Origin of the sequence: Streptomyces sp. L-9-10 (genome assembly GCF_004151105.1) — a bacterium.
Lineage (GTDB): Bacteria > Actinomycetota > Actinomycetes > Streptomycetales > Streptomycetaceae > Streptomyces.
Genome location: NZ_PHRF01000074.1, coordinates 23,930 through 42,116, shown reverse-complemented (window position 1 = coordinate 42,116; position 18,187 = coordinate 23,930). Strand labels below are relative to the sequence as shown.

Sequence of the window (18,187 nt, the reverse complement as noted above, 5' to 3'; positions counted from 1 at the left end):
AGCCGCCGCTCCGGCCGGTGCCCCGGCCGGTGCCCCGGAGAAATCGGGAACGCCGGAGAAATCCTGTCGGGCCATATGTCACTCCTGTCCGGGGCGCCATCGCCCGCTGGGAACAACTCTTCGGCTTTCACGCAGCCTTGACCGGGATCGCGGACGGTGTCCAGACTCGCTGCGGAGATCCAGAATGCGGCGAAAGGAAGTCCGGCATGACTGAATCCGCTGAATTGGCCGAAAAGATCTCGGTCGTCACGGGCGCGGGCAGCGGTATCGGCCGCGCCTGTGCGCTGGGGCTGCTGGCGGACGGCTGGACGGTCGTCCTGGCCGGGCGGCGGAAAGACCCGCTCGTGGAGACGGCGGCGCTGGCCGGAGCGGACGCGGCGCGCGCCGTACCGGTGCCCGCGGACATCACGGACGGGGACTCGGTAGCGCGGCTGTTCGACGAGGTGGCGACGCGTTTCGGACGTATCGATCTCCTCTTCAACAACGCGGCGGACACCATGCCGTACACACCGACCGAGGACGTCTCGGTCGAGGACTGGCACCGCGTCATGGACTCCATCGCCACCGGAAGCTTCCTGTGCGCGCGGGCCGCGTACCGGATGATGAAGGACCAGACCCCGCGCGGTGGCCGGATCATCAACAACGGCGCTCCGTCCGCGCAGGTCCCGAGGCCGGACTCGATCGCTTTCACCGCCGCGAAGCACGCGGTGGCCGGACTGACGCGCTCGCTCTCGCTGGACGGCCGCCGTTACGACATCTCGTGCGGGCAGATCGACATCGGCAACGTGACACCGGTGGGCCGGGAGCAGCCGGCGGTCCGGCAGGCGGACGGCACCCTGCGGGTGGAGCCGACGATGGATGTACGGCATGTGGTCGAGATGGTGCTGGTCATGGCGAACCTACCCGTGGGCGTGAACGTCCAGTCCGTCGCCGTCATGCCCAGTGCGATGCCGTACGTCGGCCGCGGTTGAGGCGTGTCCGGACTCCTGGTCCTGCCGGTACGCGAGGCCCTCCTCGTAGGCCCGGCCTACTTGGTGCGCGAGGCCCTCCTCGTACCCCCGGCCTTCCCCGCGCTCCTGGCCTTCCTCGTGCTCCCGGCCCTCCTCGTACGCGAGGAACGCCTCGATCCGGGTAGCGGCCGTGAGGCGTCCCGCGCGCTCCCACGCCAGTGCCCGGTGCAGCCCGTCCAGATGGATCAGCCCCTCCCGTACCACCAGTCCCGCGTAGTCGATGCCGGGCACCGCCCGCGTGCTGAGGAACAGCGGGGTGAAGGGCGCGCCGGCCAGGCCGTCGAGCTTGCGGGCGCAGACCGGGTTCGTACGGGCGTACGCGCCGCCCGCCGCGTCCGGCCGGGCCACCGCGTCCAGCCGCGCCACCGCCTCGGCGACCGTCAGCCCGGACTTGGGGATCAGCTCCCGCTCGCCGCCCTCGCCCAGATGCCAGGGAAGGACGACGCGGAGCAGATCGTCCCGGTCGAGCAGCACCCGCCGCCACGACCCGAGGGACAGTTCGGCGTTGCGGATGTGCTCCTCGGCCTCGTCGTTCGTGTTGGCCTCGTGGGCGCGGTCGAGCGGATGCGCCCGCGCGAAGGTGTCCAGGACGGACGCGAACGGGACGGCGGCGATGACCCTCATGACACGTTCCCCTCACCTCGTGCGCTTCATGCGCTTCATGCGCTTCGTGCGCCGGACTCGACGGAGCTCAGCGGGACTCGACGGGACGCGACCGCGTTCGGGCGGCGCTCCCCGAGCTCCCCTGGCCGGACTCAGCCGGCGCTGCCGCGCACGTACTCGGTGAAGTGCCGTTCGGCGAAGAGCTCCGGCCACCGGCCACGCCCGAGGTCCAACTCCCGTGCGGTGGCGAGCAGATGACGCCAGTACGGCTTGACAGGCGGCCAGCGCGTGCCGGTCTGGCAGTACGAGGCGTCGATCATGTAGCGGGGCCCGCCCGACGCGCCGGGGGCCGTACGGCGGGCATGGAACAGCGCGGAGTGCAACACCACCGTGGAGCCGGGGGGCAGTTCGTCGATCACGGCCTCGGAGGGCAGCGGGCAGGTGCCGAGATGGGCGCGGGCCGTCTTGTCGGCGACCTCGCGGTGCGATCCCGGGAGGACCGCGAGCCCGCCCATGGACGGCTGGAGACCGCCGATGTAGTGCAGGGCATGGACCATGAGATGGTCGCGGTCGCGCTGCGGGGACTGTTCGTAGTCATGGTGCCAGCCCTTGCCGGGGGCGCCCGGCGCGCGGCGGTCGCTGTGCAGATGGTGGAAGACGAACGACGGCCCCATGAGGCGCGCGAGCAGGGACATCAGCGGCGGATGCACGGCCAGTTCGCCGTGGGCCGCCAGCTCTATCTCCACCATGTCCGGCGCGCCGTACACCTCGGGTTCGAGCGCCGCGGCGATGGAACGCTTTCGCAGACCGCTGTCCACCCAGAGGTCGACTTCACGCTCCAGGGACGCCAGCGAATCGGCTGGGACAAATCCGGGAAGGACGAGATAGCCTCGCTCCCGGAATTGCTCCAGCATGCTCTCGTCGAGTTCCGGGGAAAGTTGTTCGCGCATGGTGCGATACCCCTCCTTTTCCGTTCTCCACGAATGGCCCGGCATCCGGTTTTGTCCGGAGCAGCGCCCAAAGGTAGCCAACTATTCATCTCGGCAGACCGGGTGCGCGGGACAATGGCCGAAGCACGACGAAGTGGCGGGAAATGCACGAAGAGGTGCGCGAACAGAAAGGCGTCGCGCGGGCGATTTTCGGCCGTGCCGGCAAAGGCGACGGCTATTACGGAGGCATATTCCTGCTTACGCTCCCGCCTACGCCTACGTTCATGCTCATGCTCACGCTCACGTCTACGCTCACGCCTCGGCGAGCCGGATCGCGTACCGGATGCCCTGGAGTTCTCTCCTCGCCCGCGCCGGGAGTTCCCGGTCGTCGAGAAGCGCCGGCAGACACGCGCTGAGCGCGCTCCCCGCCGCGCCTCCGGGCCGCAGCAGATTCGGCCGGGCCGCCAGCAACGCCCACAGGGTGTGGACATTGAGATCGAAGAACCCATGACGCGGCGTCAGCCCCCGTACGAGGTGATGCATCAGCTTGTCGCCCGGCCAGCGGCCCGGGGTGCGGGCGGCGATGAAGTCGTCGGAGAGCTGGATGTGCGGTGCCTCGCCGATCCAGTACGCCCAGTAGTTCAGATTGGCGGCCTCGCCCGCGTCGTCGTCGGCGAGGGCGCTGTCGATGAAGTACCGCATCCGGTCGCGGTCGCCGTGCCGGGCGGCGACCGCCGCCACCGAGCGGGAGTTGAGCCAGCCCGACAGCCAGTCGTCGGGCCGTTCGGTGCGCTGCTGGCGGGCCAGCCAGCCGGGGGTGTCGGCCCGGTCGTCGTAGCCGGCCAGATACAGGGCCTGGCGCCGCAGCAGAAAGCTCTCCGCCCCGCGGGCCCGCTCGGCGGTGCGCCGCATCTCCGAGAAGAAGCGGCGGCGGTCCGCGGCCGCCAGCTCGGGCCCCCGGGGCACCGGCCCGCGCCGGGGGCGCGGCGGCTCGGGCAGCGCGGCCAGATGCGCGGGAGCGACCCCGTTGAGCGGCCAGGCGAGCACCTCGACCAGATCCCGCCGCATGACACACGCGCCCAGCGGGTCGGCCTCGTACGACGAACCACCGTCCAGCGCACCGGCGAGCAGGACGTCCGCCTCCATGGCGCGCTCCAGGGAGAGCAGGAGCGCGGGGACGGTGCCCAGCCGCATCAGCCGGTGGCTGTACACGAACAGCTGCCCCACGGGCACGTGGGTCAGCGCCCGCCGCCCCGACTCCCACCCGGCGACGGTGTCGGCCGACACCCGGAACTGCTCGGCCAGCGCGTCCTGGGTGAGCCCCAGCTGCTCACGGATGATCCGGAAGACGTAGCCGGACACGATCCCCGCACGAGCCCTCGGCACACTTTCCCGACCGCCGGTCAGGGTGAACCGCGGAACGTTCGGCACGAGGCCCCCAATTGCACGCGGACCGCGGCCGGCTACCCGTACCCGTGGTCACTTCAAGCGGTGATCGCCGCTCCCTACTGTCATGAGCCCAGTAATGGACGGTCGACCGAGCGTAGCGGGAGGGCTGTCATGGTGATTGCCGCGGCACCGCCCCGGCCCAGTGGGCACGGCGCGGAAGCCACACCTACGGATGACGCGGCAACCCGCGCGACGACGGACGGACACGAAGTGGAAGCGGCCCAGTGACTCAGAAGGCGCCCGCCTACACGGCACCGGCGTGCCGCATCGAGGAGCACGCGGAATGCCACGGCCCGAGCGAGACCCGCCTCCCCTGGCAGTCGCGCACGGGCCCGGCGATCGAAACGCTCCGCTGCGACTGCCCCTGCCACGCCACCACCACCACCACCCACCGCCACTTACACGCGGCCCCGGGCCCAGCCCCAGCCCAGGCCCGCGTCCCAGTGCCGACGCCGACGCCGGACACATTCCTGAGCTGCGGCTGACGCGAAGGCGCGAGGGGTTCGGCTCGGCGCGGCCGGCAGCCGTCCAAATCCCCTGGTTGGACGGGTTGGTTGGCCGGCTTGTCAAGCGATCCGGTGGGCAGTCGGTCCAGCGATGGCGACAAGGCAGCCCCACCGACCACACGCCTCTGACACCATGAAGGCGTGAGAACGACCCATGGTCAAGCAACGGCAAAGCCCCTCTAACGCCGCAGGTCGAAAAGGGGTGGTCCCCGCGTAGGCGGGGGTGTTCCGCCTTCGACCGTCACATCCAGTCCTGTGACGGAGTGCTCCCCGCGCAGGCGGGGGTGTTCCGACGACTGGACCGTCCGCTACGCCGCCTCCGGCGTGGTCCCCGCGCAGGCGGGGGTGTTCCGCAGATTGTTGCGGACTGTCGCCGGCTGGACGTGTGGTCCCCGCGTAGGCGGGGGTGTTCCGAGCTTTCCCAGGTCCACCCCGTAGACGGCGACGTGGTCCCCGCGCAAGCGGGGGTGCTCCGGCTCAAGACGCCGGACAGGCGTACGTCGATCAGTGGTCCCCGCGCGGGCGGGGGTGGTCCCGTTGCCGGCGGCGTAGGGCGATCAGTGGCCGGGCCTTGGGCGGCCGCTGGCTCGGGGGCGGCGGCAACCTTGCCCCGTGGTGGAACGCGTCGGCTGGTGCGGAGAAGAAGCCGTCCGAAAGGATGGCTTCTGTGTGCCCCGCCACACAGGCGCCTCTTCGCGCTCGTAGGCGCAGTTCCCGCCGCCCCGTGCCCCCTCTAAGGTCCGTCCGCTCTCGGTCGGTCCTGGGACGGCGGAGCGCCCCTGCCCGGCTGGGACGGGAGGGGCGCTCAAGTGCAGGCTCGTAGGGGACTCCCCTGCCTGCGGGTGGTAGGCCGTGTGGGACTCGAACCCACAACCAACGGATTAAAAGTCCGCTGCTCTGCCAATTGAGCTAACGGCCCTCGGCACAACACCCACGAGCATAGCCCGCCGTCGGCCCTGCGCCGATCGGGTATCCCCACGTGGGTATGTCGCGCGTCGGCGTGGGTGTCTGCGCGGTTCGCGGGGGTGGTGTCGGCAGGGTGGCCGGAGGCGGTTCTCGTGGGCCGGGTCGGGCGGGGTGTCCGTCCCCCGGATCCTCGGGCCCCCGGACGCGGGCAGGGCCCGTGTCCCACCTCGGGGGTGGGGCACGGGCCCTGGTGACGCGTCAGCCGGATCGCTGTCGCGGACGGTCAGCCGTTGCGCTTCCAGCGCGGCTTGTCGTCGCGGCGGCCGAAGGAGCCGGTGCCGGTGCCCGTCGTACCGCCGCGGTGGTCGTCACGGCGGGTGGACGGACGGTCGTGGCCGCCGGGGCGGAAGCCGCTCGACGGGCGGTCGTCGCGGCGGTCGCGGTTGAACGGGCGGTCGCTGCCCCGGTGGTCGCGGCGCTCGAAGGAACGGCCGCCGCGGTCGTCACGGCGCTCGGCGCCGCGGTCGTCACGGCGGTCACGGTTGAAACCGCCCCGCTCGCCGCCACGGTCGTCACGGCGCTGGAACCCGCCACGGTCGTCACGGCGGTCACGGTTGAAGCCACCGCGCTCACCACCGCGCTCACCACCGCGCTCACCGCCGCGCTCGCCACCACGGTCGTCACGGCGCTGGAACCCGCCACGGTCGTCACGGCGGTCACGGTTGAAGCCACCGCGCTCACCACCGCGCTCACCGCCGCGCTCGCCACCACGGTCGTCGCGACGCTGGAACCCGCCACGGTCACCGCCGCGGTCCGCGCCGCGCTCGCCGCCACGGTCGTCACGCGGGGTGTAACCCCGCGCGCCGCCCCGGCCACTGCGCTCGCCGCGGTCGTCGCGGCGCCCGAAGTTGCCCCGGTCGTCGCGGCTGTCCCTGCGCTCCTCGCGCTGCGCCGGTACGGCGGCAGCGGCGGCGGCAGCCGCCTCCACCGCGCGCTCGGCCTCGGCGGCCACCTCGGCCACCGCCGCCTCCGGGTCGTCGCCCCGCTCGCGCGCCGCACGGGCGACCAGGCGCTCGGCCTCCTCGCGCAGTTCGCGGGCGCGGCGCTGGACGCGCTCCAGCTGCTTGGCCAGTTCGGCGGCCTCGCGCTCGGCCTGCTTGGCCGCGTTGTTCGCCGAGTCGGCCTGGACCTCGGTGAGCGAGCGGGCGCCGGTGATCTCGGCGACCTCCGGGTCGAACGCGCCGGCTCCGCCGACCATGTGGCGCGAGGCGTCCACGCCCGCGTCCTCCATCAGCCGGAAGATCTGGCGGCGCTGGTGCGGCAGCGCCAGCGAGACGACGACACCGGACTTGCCGGCCCGCGCCGTACGGCCCGAGCGGTGCAGATAGTCCTTGTGGTCGCCGGCCGGGTCCACGTTCAGCACCAGGTCGATGCCGTCCACGTGGATACCGCGCGCGGCGACGTCGGTGGCGACGAGCGCGTTGACGTAACCGTCCTTGAAGTCGGCCAGCGTCCGCGTCCGCGCGCCCTGCGTCATACCGCCGTGCAGCGCGTCGGCCTTCACGCCCGAGTCGCGCAGCTGCTCGGCGATACGGTCGGCGCCCAGCTGCGTCCGTACGAAGATGATCGTGCGGCCCTTGCGGGCGGCGATCGCGGCGGTGACCGGGGCCTTGTCCTTCGGCTTCACGACGAGCACGTGGTGCGTCATGGTCGTGACGTTGCCCTGGGCGCTGTCGACCTCGTGGCTGACCGGGTTGGTCAGATAGCGCTTGACCAGCGTGCTGATCTCGTTCTCCATGGTGGCGGAGAAGAGCATGCGCTGACCGCCCGCGGGCACCAGGTCGAGCAGCTCGGTGACCTCGGGCATGAAGCCCAGGTCCGACATCTGGTCGGCCTCGTCGAGGATCGCGATCTGGATCTGGTCCAGCGAGCAGGCGCCGCGGTTGATGATGTCGCGCAGCCGGCCCGGGGTGGCGACGAGGATGTCGACGCCGCGCTCCAGCGCGTAGATCTGGTTGCCCATCGACGTACCGCCGCAGACGACCTTCATCTTCAGGCCGAGCACGTCGCCGTACGGCTGGAGGGCGTCCGCGACCTGCATCGCCAGCTCACGGGTCGGGGTGAGGATGACGCCGCGGGGCTTCTTCTTCTCGGTGTGGCCGCCGGCGAGCGTGGCCAGCAGCGGCAGACCGAAGGAGAGGGTCTTGCCGGAGCCGGTACGGCCACGGCCCAGGATGTCCTTGCCGGCCAGGGCGTCCGGGATGGTCGCGGCCTGGATCGGGAAGGGGGCGGTGACGCCGTTCTGGGTGAGCTTGCGGACGATGCCGTCCGGGAGGCCGAGGTCGCCGAAGGTGAGTCCGGGGGCCTCGTCGGCGTCTGACGCCTCGTCAACCACCGAGGTCTCGGGGGCCTCGGGAGCCGTCTCGGTGGCCTCAGGAGCCTCGGGGGCTTCGACGGCCGTCTCGGGGGCCACGACGGCCTCCGCGCCCTCAACGGTCTCGGGGGCCTTGGCGGCCTCGGCGGTCACGTCGGTGACCGTCTCGGGGGACTCGTTCTCGGGCATGACGGCGTGGTCAGTACTGGAAATGGACATGCGAAATGCGAAACCTTCCGGAGTCTCGGCACGCGCCCAAACTCCGTGATTCGCAAATCGACCGCCTCAATGCGGTCAGCCACGGCAAGGGAGAGTACGCGCCACGCGGCGCTCTTCTGTGTCGGCGCCGGGCAATGATCAAACGATCTACTACCATACGCACCCTCCCCCCTCTTAGGCAAACCACCAGGCAAACCACGAGGCAGACCGCCGGGCAAACCAGCGAGCAGACCGTGCGTGGACCGCCTCCGTCATGACCCCCGTCACACCGGCCCGAGCTGCGGCGACGCCGTCGGCTCCTTTCGCATCCCCATCCCGTCGGCGGCCGACATCGCGCCCGTTCGGACGTCCGCCGCCGGTGACGCGGACGGCTGCTCCGGCGGCCTCGTCGGCTCCGGCTCCGGCTGCGGTTCCGGATCCGGCGGCCCCGGCGGCGGGGAGACCGGCGGCGCCGGGCGCGTGGGCTCCTTGGGCGGTTCGGGTCCGTCGCCCGGCGGGACCGGCTTCCCCGGCTGCGGACGCGTGCCCTTCGACGGCTCGGGCGAGGGCGTGACGTCGGAACTGGCGCTCGGCGAAGCTCCGTTGGCGCCGCTGCCGCCCTTGTCACTCGTGCTTTCTCCGTCGCCCTTCTCGCCCCCGCCCTCCTTGTCGCGGCCGTCCGCGCCGGCGCTCTCGGCGCCGCCGCTTTCCGTACGGCCCTGCCAGGCGTAGGGCTCACGGGCTCCGGCGCCCTCGCCCGTGACGCCGTCGGGCTCGGCCGCGGTGTCCTGGTCCTCCGCCGACCGCGAGGGCGCCGGCTTTCCTTCGTCCTCACCGACGCTCATGCAGCCTGTGGAGGCCGCGACCGCCAGTGACGTGACGATCCAGACGGCGAAACGGCCTGGGGCGGACAACTGGCGCACGAGTGGCACCTCCGGGGGGCGCGGAACGGGTCTCCCCGCCGACGGCGAGGTGAGGGTTTTCACTGCTCAACTTCCTTTTCCCCGCCGGGGACACGCCCGGGAGACATCCCGCACCCACGCATGCGGAAGGCGGGGGCCGTTCGGCCGGGCTCTGCTGGACAATGGCCATGTGCTGGAGATGACACGCGAGACCTTCGAAGAGCTGGTGAGCCAGGCCCTTGATCAGATCCCACCGGAGCTGACCAAGGTCATGGACAACGTCGCCGTCTTCGTCGAGGACGAACCCGACGCGTCCGACCCCGAGCTGCTCGGGCTCTACGAGGGGACCCCGCTCACGGACCGCGGCGAGTGGTACGCCGGGGTCCTGCCCGACCGGATCTCCATCTACATGGGGCCGACCCTGCGCTACTGCGAGACCCCCGAGGACGTGGTGCACGAGGTCTCCGTGACCGTCGTCCACGAGATCGCCCACCACTTCGGCATCGACGACGACCGGCTGCACGAGCTGGGCTGGGGGTGACGAGCCGGACCCAGGTCAACGAACCGGGCCGGGGCATGAGCCGGACCGGGGGTATCGAGCGGGACCGGGGGTAGGTGAAGTCCCCACCGCCCGCCCCGCACCCCGCCCACTACTCCTGATGGCCGTGGCCAGGCATGGTCCGCCCCCATCATGGGCATACGCGACCAATGGCCCGTGATGTACCACGCTTCCCGTTCCGTACCTCGCTCACCCGCATCCAGGGCCATCTCAGTTCCCGGCGCGACGCCCCCACCAGCGCCCTGACCCACTCCCCGCACCCCTACAGCCGCGCGGTCGGGCTGCTCTCCGTCGTCCTGCTGGGCGCCTGGCTCGGGCTGCTGATCGTCGGCAGCGTACGGACCCCGGTCGGGCCGATGGACACCAAGATGACGCTCCGCCCGTCCCTGACCGGCGGCACCAAGATCAACGTCTCCCCGCTGGGAGCGCTGGAGCTGAGCACGCACACCGCCCCCATCCGCCTCGACGTCGACGTGGACCAGCTCGACCCCGTACGGTCCCAGGCGCTCGTCGAGCACCCCGAGCGGCTCTCCGGCCTCCAGGGCGAGGTCAGCCACGACGTCATGGACGGCACGACGGAGCTGGCCGTACGGTCCGTCGTCGCCGTCGTCTCCGGAGCCACCGCCCTCGGGCTCGCCGTGTACCGCCGCCCGCGCCGCGCACTCACCGCCGGCGGGCTGGCGCTCGCGCTGCTGGCCGCCTCGGGCGTCGGCGCGTACGCCACCTGGAACCCCAAGTCGGTGCTGGAGCCGCGGTTCTCCGGACTGCTCTCCTCCGCCCCGCAGGTGGTCGGCAGCGCGCGCTCGATCGTGAACGATTTCGACGTCTACCAGAAGGAGTTGGCGCGGCTGGTCACCAACGTGACCAAGCTGTACGACGCCGCCTCCACCCTCCCCACCTTCCAGCCGGACCCGGCGACCCTCCGGGTGCTGCATGTCTCGGACATCCATCTCAACCCGGCGGCCTGGCACATCATCGGCTCCCTCGTGGAGCAGTACGGGATCGGCGTGATCATCGACTCCGGCGACACCATGGACCACGGCGCCTCCGCCGAGAACACCTTCCTCGACCCCATCGCCGACCTGGACGTCCCGTACGTCTGGGTGCGCGGCAACCACGACTCGCAGGGCACCCAGGAGTATCTGCGGCGCATGAAGAACGTCCGGGTCCTGGACGAGGGCCGGGCCGTGACCGTGGGCGGGGTACGGGTGGCGGGCAGCGGCGACCCGCAGTTCACCCCCGACCGCTCGGTGGAGGCCCAGGGCGACCCGGCGGAACGCATGACGGGCATCCGGCTCGCCTCGGCCCTCCGCGACCAGCGGCGGGCCGGCACCCCCGTGGACATCGCCGTCGCCCACAACCCGGTGGCCGCGCGGGAGACCGACGGCCTCGTCCCGCTGGCCCTCTCGGGCCATATCCACCACCGCGAGACCGAGGTGCTGCCGCACGGCACCCGGCTGAAGATCGAGGGCTCCACAGGCGGCGGCGGGCTGCGCGCCGTACAGAACGACAGTCCGGAGAAGGTGCAGATGTCCGTGCTCTATCTGGACCGGACGACCAAGCGGCTCCAGGCCTGGGACGAGATCACCCTCGGCGGGCTGGGTCTGACGACCGCCGAGGTCAGCCGCCATCTTCCGCAGGAGGTGGGCACACCGGGGGCCGACGCCTCGCCGGGCCCTGATCCGTCGGGCACCGGCGGTACGGGCCCGTCGTCGGCGCCGCCGGGCTCCCCGGCCCGTACGCCCGGCACCCCGACCCGTACGCCGGGCGCCGCCTCGCCCGCGCCCGGCGGCGCCGCACCCTCACCGTCGCCGTCGGGCCTCCCCGTACCCGCTCCCTAAACCGTTTTGGCGATAGCTCTGCCCATCCCATATGCTTCTCACGTCCCCGACGCGCTGCAAAGCGCCCAGGCGGGCCCTTAGCCCTCATCGTCTAGTGGCCCAGGACGCCGCCCTTTCAAGGCGGTAGCACGGGTTCGAATCCCGTTGGGGGCACGCAACACTGTGTGCGAGACTAGTGCTCGCACATTGCTTGGTCCTGTGGAGCAGTTTGGAGTGCTCGCCACCCTGTCAAGGTGGAGGCCGCGGGTTCAAATCCCGTCAGGACCGCTGCAGCCGTCGAGGTTGCGTGGCTGGGTAGCTCAGTTGGTACGAGCGATCGCCTGAAAAGCGATAGGTCGCCGGTTCGATCCCGGCCCCAGCCACTTCGGCCCGTGAGGGCGAGGCCCCCCACCGAGTCTCTCGGCGGGGGGCTTTTCTCATGCCCCGGTCTCGGTACGGACCGGCTCGGCCGGGTCGTCGTGCGCGGCCCGCTCGTCCCGGCTCTCGCGGCTTTCGCGGCTCTCACGATCGTCGCTGTCGCCGTGCCCCTCGCGGTCGTCACGCGCCTCGCGCCCGTGGAGCCAGCGCACCAGTGTGATCACCGTCACCACCAGCACCACCCCACCCAGCAGCGCCCAGTCCGGGATCCCCGCCCCGACCCCGCGCGCCCACTGCTCGGTCGCGAAGGAGTCGTCGACCGAGAGCAGCCCCGGCAGCGCCGTCGTCCCGTCGAAGACGAGGAAGACCGCGCCCAGGACGAGGAAGAACAGCCCCGAGAGCAGTGAGGTCGTGTGCAGTTCGAAGCGTCCGAGCCGGAAGGCCCGGCCGCGCAGCCACCGCCGCCCGCCGAGATCGAACCGTTCCCAGAGCAGGGCGAGCAGGAAGAGCGGTACGGCCATGCCCAGCGCGTACACCGCGAGCAGCAGCCCGCCGTAGACGGGACTGCCGCTCAGCGCGGCCACGGTCAGCACGCTGCCGAGGATCGGGCCCGCGCAGAAGCCGGCGAGCCCGTAGACCATGCCGAGGGCGTACACGGACAGCGCGGTCGTCGGCCGGATCCGGCCCGACAGCGCGGCCATACGGCGCGAGGCGAAGCCCATGCCGAGGATCTGGGCGGCCCCGAGCGCGATGATCAGCCAGCCGCCGACGGCGACCAGCAGATCGCGGTGCCCGTAGAACAGCCGGCCGGCGAAGGAACCGGCGGCGCCCAGCGGGACGAGCGTGGTCGCCAGGCCGAGATAGAAGATGCCGGTACGGGCCAGGAGCCGGCCGGCCGAGTCGATGGAGTACGCGAAGAACGCGGGCAGGAGCAGGGCGCTGCACGGGCTGAGCAGCGCGAGGAGCCCGCCGAGCAGCGCGACCGGATACCCGATGTCGGTCACTGGTCCCCGTCCCCTGTTCCGGCCTCGGGGGCGGACTCGGAAGCGGACTCGGGGGCCTGTTTCGGAGCGGGCCCGGGGGCGGGCTTCGCCGCGGCCTTCGCCGACTCGATGGCCTGCGTGAAGGCCTCCACCGGCTGCGCGCCCGCGATGGGGCGGCCGTTGACGAGGAAGGACGGCGTGGAGGTGGCGCCGAGGCCGTACGCCTCCTCCTGGTCCTTCCGTACGGCCGCCGCTGCGGCGTCCCCGGCACGGTCACGCCGGAACCGGTCCAGGTCCTTCACCCCGGCCTCCCGGGCGAGCGCGTCGAGCCGGGCGGCGCCGAAGCCCTTCTCCTTCGCGCCCTCGGCGTACGCGGCCGAGTGGAACTCCCAGAAGCGGCCCTGCTGTCCGGCGGCCCAGCCGGCGCGGGCGGCGGCCTCCGACTCCGCGCCGAAGATCGGGTAGTTGCGCCATTCGATGCGCAGGGTGCCGTTCTTGACGTACTTCTCGACGAGGCCGGGCTCGGTGTCGCGGGCGAACTTGCCGCAGTAGCCGCACTTGAAGTCGGCGTACTCGACCATGACGACCGGCGCGTCCGCCCGGCCGACGGCGAGCGGGTCCGCCGTGTCGCGGCGGGCGAGCTTCGCCAGCTCGGGATAGACCCCGGCCCGCGGCTCCGCGGAGACCTCGGCGACCGGGCTGTCACCGGTCGCGACGCGGGTGGAGGTGTCGGGCTTGGTGGCGGTGTAGGAGACGACGCCGAGCAGGGCGGCGGCGGCCACGACGCCGGCGCCGATGGCGAGGGCGCGGCGGGAGGACATGCGGGAAGGCTGTGCGGACATGGGTGTTCGGCTCTCCGTAGCAATCCATGAAAAGGGGACGAAAGGGGCGGACGGAGCCGGGCCCTATACGCGCAGTACGGAGAGATCGACCGGAGACGGCGCGGCGACCGGCGGCGGCCCGCGGTCGGGAGTCACGGCGAGCACGGCCTGAGCGACGCCCCACGCACCGGCGGCGTCACGGGCGTCGTGGAGCGCGGGCAGCAGTTCATGGACGGAGCTGCCGCGCGACGGGGTGATGGGCGGGATGCCCGCATCGTCCTGGCCGCCGCGCCCGCACCCCGGAGTCTGCCCGCCGTACCCGCTGACCGCGACGGCCTCGGCCCCGACGGTCTCGACGGCCGCGGCACCCCCGGCGGTCCCGGCCGTCCCGACCGCCACGGCGGCGGACGGAAGACAGAACAGCAGCGCGACCAGCACCCCCAGCAGCGCCCCGCCCACACCCGCACCCACGAAGCGGCGGCGCCTGCTTCCGGTGCGCGTGCGGGGCATCGGCTGAGCCTCTCCGAAGGTCGGCGATACGGGGGACGGAAGGAAGACGGGGTACGGGGTACGTGCCTCGCATCGTAAGGGGTGCTCCTCCCGATCGGGCAATACGGCCCCCCGACCCGCCGGGCCACCGCACCCACCACGGCCGCCACGCCGCGGCCACCACGCCGGGGCCGCCGCTGAAATGGGTTCGCCACTCCCGAGCGGCGGGTGAGATCCTGGGCCAGGTATGTCTACTTCCTTCGCCGACCTCCAGACCCTGCTCGCCGACGTCTCCCTGCGCGACGCGCAGCGGCTCGGCCGCCGTCTCGAAGGCGCACGGCGCATCCGTAAGCCCGAAGCGCGGCAGGCCGTGCTGGACGAGATCGCCGGCGAGGCCGGCAAGGCCGCCGAGCGCACCCGGCTGCGCAGGGCGCGGATGCCCGCCGTCTCGTACCCCGAGCAGCTGCCCGTCAGCCAGAAGAAGGACCTGATCCTGGAGGCGATACGCGACCACCAGGTCGTGATCGTCGCCGGTGAGACCGGGTCGGGCAAGACGACGCAGATCCCCAAGATCTGTCTGGAGCTGGGCCGCGGGGTCCGCGGCATGATCGGGCACACCCAGCCGCGCAGGATCGCCGCCCGTACCGTCGCGGAGCGCGTCGCGGAGGAGCTGGACACCCCGCTGGGCGAGGCCGTCGGCTGGAAGGTCCGGTTCACCGATCAGGTCGACCGGGACGCGACGTTCGTCAAGCTGATGACCGACGGCATCCTGCTCGCCGAGATCCAGACGGACCGCGAGCTGCTCGCCTACGACACGATCATCATCGACGAGGCCCATGAGCGAAGCCTCAACATCGACTTCCTGCTGGGCTATCTGGCCCAGCTGCTCCCCAGACGCCCGGACCTGAAGGTCGTCGTCACGTCCGCGACGATCGACCCGGAGCGCTTCGCCCGCCACTTCGGCCGCTTCGCCTCCGTCGGTGTCGACGGCGGCAACGGCGAAGGCGGCGATGGCGAAGCGCGGCGGGGCGCGCCCATCGTGGAGGTCTCGGGGCGTACGTACCCCGTCGAGGTCCGCTACCGCCCCCTGCTGGAGGAGGACGGCGAGGAGGGCGACCGCGACCAGATCACCGCGATCTCCGAAGCCGTGGACGAGCTCCAGTCGGAGGGGCCGGGCGACATCCTGGTCTTCCTCTCCGGCGAGCGGGAGATCCGCGACACCGCCGACGCCCTGGAGAAGCGCAAGCTCCGGGGCACCGAGGTCCTCCCCCTCTACGCCCGGCTCTCGCACGCCGAGCAGCACCGCGTGTTCCAGCGCCACAGCGGACGCAGGATCGTTCTGGCGACGAATGTCGCCGAGACCTCGCTGACCGTCCCGGGCATCAAGTACGTCATCGATCCGGGCACCGCCCGTATCTCCCGCTACAGCCACCGCACCAAGGTCCAGCGGCTGCCGATCGAGCGGATCTCCCAGGCCAGCGCCAACCAGCGCAAGGGCCGCTGCGGCCGTACGTCGGACGGGATCTGCGTACGGCTCTACTCCGAGGACGACTTCGAGTCGCGCCCGGAGTTCACCGACGCCGAGATCCTCCGTACGAATCTGGCGTCCGTCATCCTCCAGATGACCGCGGCCGGCCTGGGCGACATCGAGAAGTTCCCCTTCATCGATCCGCCGGACCACCGCAATATCCGCGACGGCGTGCAGCTGCTCCAGGAGCTGGGCGCCTTCGACCCGTCGCAGGCCGCGCAGAAGGATCCGAGGAAGCGGCTCACCCCGCTCGGCCGCAAGCTCTCGCAGCTCCCGGTGGACCCGCGGCTGGCCCGGATGGTCATCGAGGCCGACCGCAACGGCTGCGTGCGCGAGGTGATGGTGATCGCCGCCGCGCTCTCCATCCAGGACCCCCGCGAGCGGCCCGCCGACAAGCAGGCCCAGGCGGACCAGCAGCACGCCCGGTTCAAGGACGAGACCTCCGATTTCCTGGCCTTCATCAATCTCTGGCGCTACATCAGGGAGCAGCAGAAGACGCTGTCCTCCTCGGCCTTCCGCCGGATGTGCAAATCGGAGTATCTGAACTTCCTGCGGATCCGCGAGTGGCAGGACATCTACTCGCAGCTGCGCACGGTCGCCAAGCAGATGGGCATCCACCTCAACGAGGAGGACGCGGCGGACCAGTCCGTCCACGTCTCGCTGCTCGCGGGGCTGCTCTCGCACATCGGGATGAAGGACGTGAAGGACGGCGCCAAGAACGAGTACCTCGGCGCCCGCAGCGCGAAGTTCGCGGTGTTCCCCGGTTCCGCGCTCTTCAAGAAACCGCCGCGCTTCGTCATGTCCGCCGAGCTGGTGGAGACCTCCCGGCTCTGGGCACGTGTCAACGCGAAGATCGAGCCCGAGTGGATCGAGCCCCTGGCCGGCCATCTCCTCAAGCGGACCTACAGCGAGCCGCACTGGGAGAAGGACATGGCGGCCGTGATGGCGTACGAGAAGGTGACGCTGTACGGCGTACCGATCGTCGCCCAGCGCAAGGTGAATTTCGGCCGGATCGACCCGGAAGCGTCCCGGGAGCTGTTCATCCGCCACGCGCTGGTCGAGGGCGACTGGCGCACGCACCACCAGTTCTTCCATGACAATCGCAAACTCCTGGGCGAGGTCGAGGAGTTGGAGCACCGCGCCCGGCGCCGCGACATCCTCGTGGACGACGAGACGCTCTACGACTTCTACGACCAGCGGGTGCCGGACGAGGTGGTCTCCGGCGCGCACTTCGACTCCTGGTGGAAGAAGAGACGCAAAGAGGAGCCGGAGCTGCTCGACTTCGAGCGCTCGATGCTCATCAACGAGAAGGCCGGCTCCGTCACCAAGGACGACTATCCGGACTCCTGGCGCCAGGGCCCTCTCAAGTTCCGTGTGACGTACCAGTTCGAGCCGGGTACGGACGCGGACGGCGTGACCGTCCACGTCCCTCTCCAGGTGCTCAACCAGGTCACCTCCGAGGGCTTCGACTGGCAGATCCCGGGCCTGCGCGAGGACGTGGTCATGGAGCTGATCCGCTCGCTGCCCAAACCGATCCGCCGCCACTACGTGCCCGCGCCGAACTACGCCAAGGCGTTCCTGGAGCGCGCCGTGCCCCTCCAGGAGCCGCTGCCCGTGACGCTGGCCCGCGAGCTCCAGCGGATGGTCGGGGTGCCGGTCACGGCCGACGACTTCGATCCGGCCCGGATGCCCGACCATCTCAGGATCACGTTCCGCGTCGTCGACGAACGCCGCCGCAAGATCGCCGAGGACAAGGATCTGGAGGCACTCAGGCTCCAGCTGCGCCCCAAGGCCCGTCAGGCGCTCTCCAAGGCCGCCGCGGCCACCGCCGAGCGCGCGGGCGGCGAGGCGATCGAACGTACGGGGCTGACGGACTGGACGGTGGGCACGCTCTCCCGGGTCTTCGAGACCCGGCGGGCCGGCCAGCCCGTCAAGGCGTACCCGGCGCTGGTCGACCAGGGCGCGACCGTGGCCGTACGGCTCTTCGACACCGAGGCCGAGCAGCGCCAGGCGATGTGGGCCGGGACGCGCCGGCTGATCCTGCTGAACATCCCGGTGAACCCGGCGAAGTTCGCCTCCGACAAGCTCACCAACCAGCAGAAGCTGGCGCTCTCCCGCAATCCGCACGGCTCCATCCAGGCGCTGTTCGACGACTGCGCCATGGCCGCCGCCGACAAGCTGATCGCGGACCACGGAGGTCCGGCGTGGGACGAGGAATCGTTCCGGAAGCTGTACGACCGGGTGCGCGCCGATCTCGTCGACGCGACCGTACGGACCATCGGGCAGGTCCAGCAGATCCTGGCCGCCTGGCAGGCCTGCGAGCGCCGTCTGAAGGCCACGGGCAGTCTGACGCTGGTCAACAACGTCCAGGACGTCAGGGACCAGCTGGCGGCCCTCGTACCGGCGGGCTTCGTCACCCGCACCGGGCTGCGTCGGCTGCCCGACCTGATGCGCTATCTCGTCGCGGCGGACCGCCGGCTCCAGCAGATGCCGACGAGCGTCCAGCGCGACACCACGCGCATGGAGAAGGTCCACGAGATGCAGGACGAGTACGCCTGGCTGCTCGAACAGCTGCCGCGGGGACGGCCGGTGCCGCAGCAGGTGCTGGACATCCGCTGGATGATCGAGGAGCTGCGGGTGAGCTACTTCGCGCACGCCCTGGGCACCGCGCAGCCCGTCTCGGACAAGCGCATCATCAAGGCGATCGACGCGGCGGCGCCGTAACGCGTTCA

At 71.4% G+C, this 18,187-nt stretch carries 12 protein-coding genes and 4 tRNA genes; 7 read left to right on the top strand and 9 right to left on the bottom strand.

Going from position 1 to position 18,187, the window contains the following annotated elements; genetic code table 11:
* Positions 1 to 206: 206 nt before the first annotated feature.
* Positions 207 to 971, top strand: coding sequence for an SDR family oxidoreductase (locus CU044_RS19220; RefSeq protein ID WP_165371938.1), 765 nt, complete (start codon positions 207 to 209; stop codon positions 969 to 971).
* Here the strand turns inward: CU044_RS19220 and CU044_RS19215 are convergent.
* The 6 genes from CU044_RS19215 to CU044_RS19190 form a co-directional block, all read right to left on the bottom strand.
* Complete coding sequence (locus CU044_RS19215) at positions 900 to 1,634, bottom strand: DUF6309 family protein (RefSeq protein WP_193564003.1); 735 nt, start codon at positions 1,632 to 1,634, stop codon at positions 900 to 902. The genes CU044_RS19220 and CU044_RS19215 overlap by 72 nt on opposite strands.
* 131 nt (positions 1,635 to 1,765) lie before the next feature.
* Entirely contained in the window at positions 1,766 to 2,563 is a 798-nt protein-coding gene (locus CU044_RS19210; RefSeq protein ID WP_129769953.1) for a phytanoyl-CoA dioxygenase family protein, read from the bottom strand.
* 291 nt (positions 2,564 to 2,854) lie between these two features.
* Positions 2,855 to 3,928: a helix-turn-helix domain-containing protein gene (locus CU044_RS19205; RefSeq protein ID WP_240045695.1), complete on the bottom strand. Its 1,074-nt coding sequence runs from the start codon at positions 3,926 to 3,928 to the stop codon at positions 2,855 to 2,857.
* A 1,412-nt stretch (positions 3,929 to 5,340) separates the two neighbouring features.
* A tRNA-Lys gene (locus CU044_RS19200) sits at positions 5,341 to 5,416 on the bottom strand.
* 270 nt (positions 5,417 to 5,686) lie between these two features.
* Positions 5,687 to 7,996, bottom strand: a complete 2,310-nt coding sequence (locus CU044_RS19195; RefSeq protein WP_129769952.1) for a DEAD/DEAH box helicase — start codon at positions 7,994 to 7,996, stop codon at positions 5,687 to 5,689.
* A gap of 263 nt (positions 7,997 to 8,259) precedes the next feature.
* Complete coding sequence (locus CU044_RS19190; RefSeq protein ID WP_129769951.1) at positions 8,260 to 8,898, bottom strand: hypothetical protein; 639 nt, start codon at positions 8,896 to 8,898, stop codon at positions 8,260 to 8,262.
* Between the two features lie 169 nt (positions 8,899 to 9,067).
* Between CU044_RS19190 and CU044_RS19185 the strand changes: the two genes are divergently transcribed.
* The 5 genes from CU044_RS19185 (at position 9,068) to CU044_RS19165 (ending at position 11,639) form a co-directional block, all read left to right on the top strand.
* Positions 9,068 to 9,418, top strand: coding sequence for a metallopeptidase family protein (locus CU044_RS19185; RefSeq protein ID WP_129769950.1), 351 nt, complete (start codon positions 9,068 to 9,070; stop codon positions 9,416 to 9,418).
* Between the two features lie 167 nt (positions 9,419 to 9,585).
* Positions 9,586 to 11,277 carry a metallophosphoesterase gene (locus CU044_RS19180; RefSeq protein WP_129769949.1) on the top strand — a complete coding sequence of 564 codons (1,692 nt, stop codon included), beginning with the start codon at positions 9,586 to 9,588 and terminating at the stop codon, positions 11,275 to 11,277.
* Positions 11,278 to 11,357: 80 nt separating this feature from the next.
* Positions 11,358 to 11,430: transfer RNA gene (locus CU044_RS19175), tRNA-Glu, on the top strand.
* 39 nt (positions 11,431 to 11,469) lie between these two features.
* A tRNA-Asp gene (locus CU044_RS19170) sits at positions 11,470 to 11,544 on the top strand.
* A 21-nt stretch (positions 11,545 to 11,565) separates the two neighbouring features.
* A tRNA-Phe gene (locus CU044_RS19165) sits at positions 11,566 to 11,639 on the top strand.
* A gap of 54 nt (positions 11,640 to 11,693) precedes the next feature.
* Here CU044_RS19165 and CU044_RS19160 read toward each other — a convergent pair.
* The 3 genes from CU044_RS19160 to CU044_RS19150 form a co-directional block, all read right to left on the bottom strand.
* Positions 11,694 to 12,638, bottom strand: coding sequence for a cytochrome c biogenesis CcdA family protein (locus CU044_RS19160; RefSeq protein ID WP_129769948.1), 945 nt, complete (start codon positions 12,636 to 12,638; stop codon positions 11,694 to 11,696).
* Complete coding sequence (locus CU044_RS19155) at positions 12,635 to 13,438, bottom strand: thioredoxin domain-containing protein (RefSeq protein ID WP_345790139.1); 804 nt, start codon at positions 13,436 to 13,438, stop codon at positions 12,635 to 12,637. Before CU044_RS19155 ends, CU044_RS19160 begins: the two co-directional genes overlap by 4 nt.
* A gap of 84 nt (positions 13,439 to 13,522) precedes the next feature.
* Positions 13,523 to 13,948, bottom strand: coding sequence for a hypothetical protein (locus CU044_RS19150; protein WP_129769946.1), 426 nt, complete (start codon positions 13,946 to 13,948; stop codon positions 13,523 to 13,525).
* Between the two features lie 226 nt (positions 13,949 to 14,174).
* On the opposite strand from CU044_RS19150, the gene hrpA reads away from it, so the two are divergent.
* Positions 14,175 to 18,179 carry an ATP-dependent RNA helicase HrpA gene (hrpA, locus tag CU044_RS19145; protein ID WP_129769945.1) on the top strand — a complete coding sequence of 1,335 codons (4,005 nt, stop codon included), beginning with the start codon at positions 14,175 to 14,177 and terminating at the stop codon, positions 18,177 to 18,179.
* Positions 18,180 to 18,187: the final 8 nt, after the last annotated feature.

Excerpts from the sequence above, each read along its gene's own strand:
- CU044_RS19220 (WP_165371938.1), top strand. The coding sequence starts at position 207 with ATGACTGAATCCGCTGAATTGGCCGAAAAGATCTCGGTCGTCACGGGC.
- CU044_RS19215 (WP_193564003.1), bottom strand. The coding sequence starts at position 1,634 with ATGAGGGTCATCGCCGCCGTCCCGTTCGCGTCCGTCCTGGACACCTTC.
- CU044_RS19210 (WP_129769953.1), bottom strand. The coding sequence starts at position 2,563 with ATGCGCGAACAACTTTCCCCGGAACTCGACGAGAGCATGCTGGAGCAA.
- CU044_RS19195 (WP_129769952.1), bottom strand. The coding sequence starts at position 7,996 with ATGTCCATTTCCAGTACTGACCACGCCGTCATGCCCGAGAACGAGTCC.
- CU044_RS19180 (WP_129769949.1), top strand. The coding sequence starts at position 9,586 with ATGGCCCGTGATGTACCACGCTTCCCGTTCCGTACCTCGCTCACCCGC.
- CU044_RS19155 (WP_345790139.1), bottom strand. The coding sequence starts at position 13,438 with ATGTCCTCCCGCCGCGCCCTCGCCATCGGCGCCGGCGTCGTGGCCGCC.
- CU044_RS19150 (WP_129769946.1), bottom strand. The coding sequence starts at position 13,948 with ATGCCCCGCACGCGCACCGGAAGCAGGCGCCGCCGCTTCGTGGGTGCG.
- hrpA (WP_129769945.1), top strand. The coding sequence starts at position 14,175 with ATGTCTACTTCCTTCGCCGACCTCCAGACCCTGCTCGCCGACGTCTCC.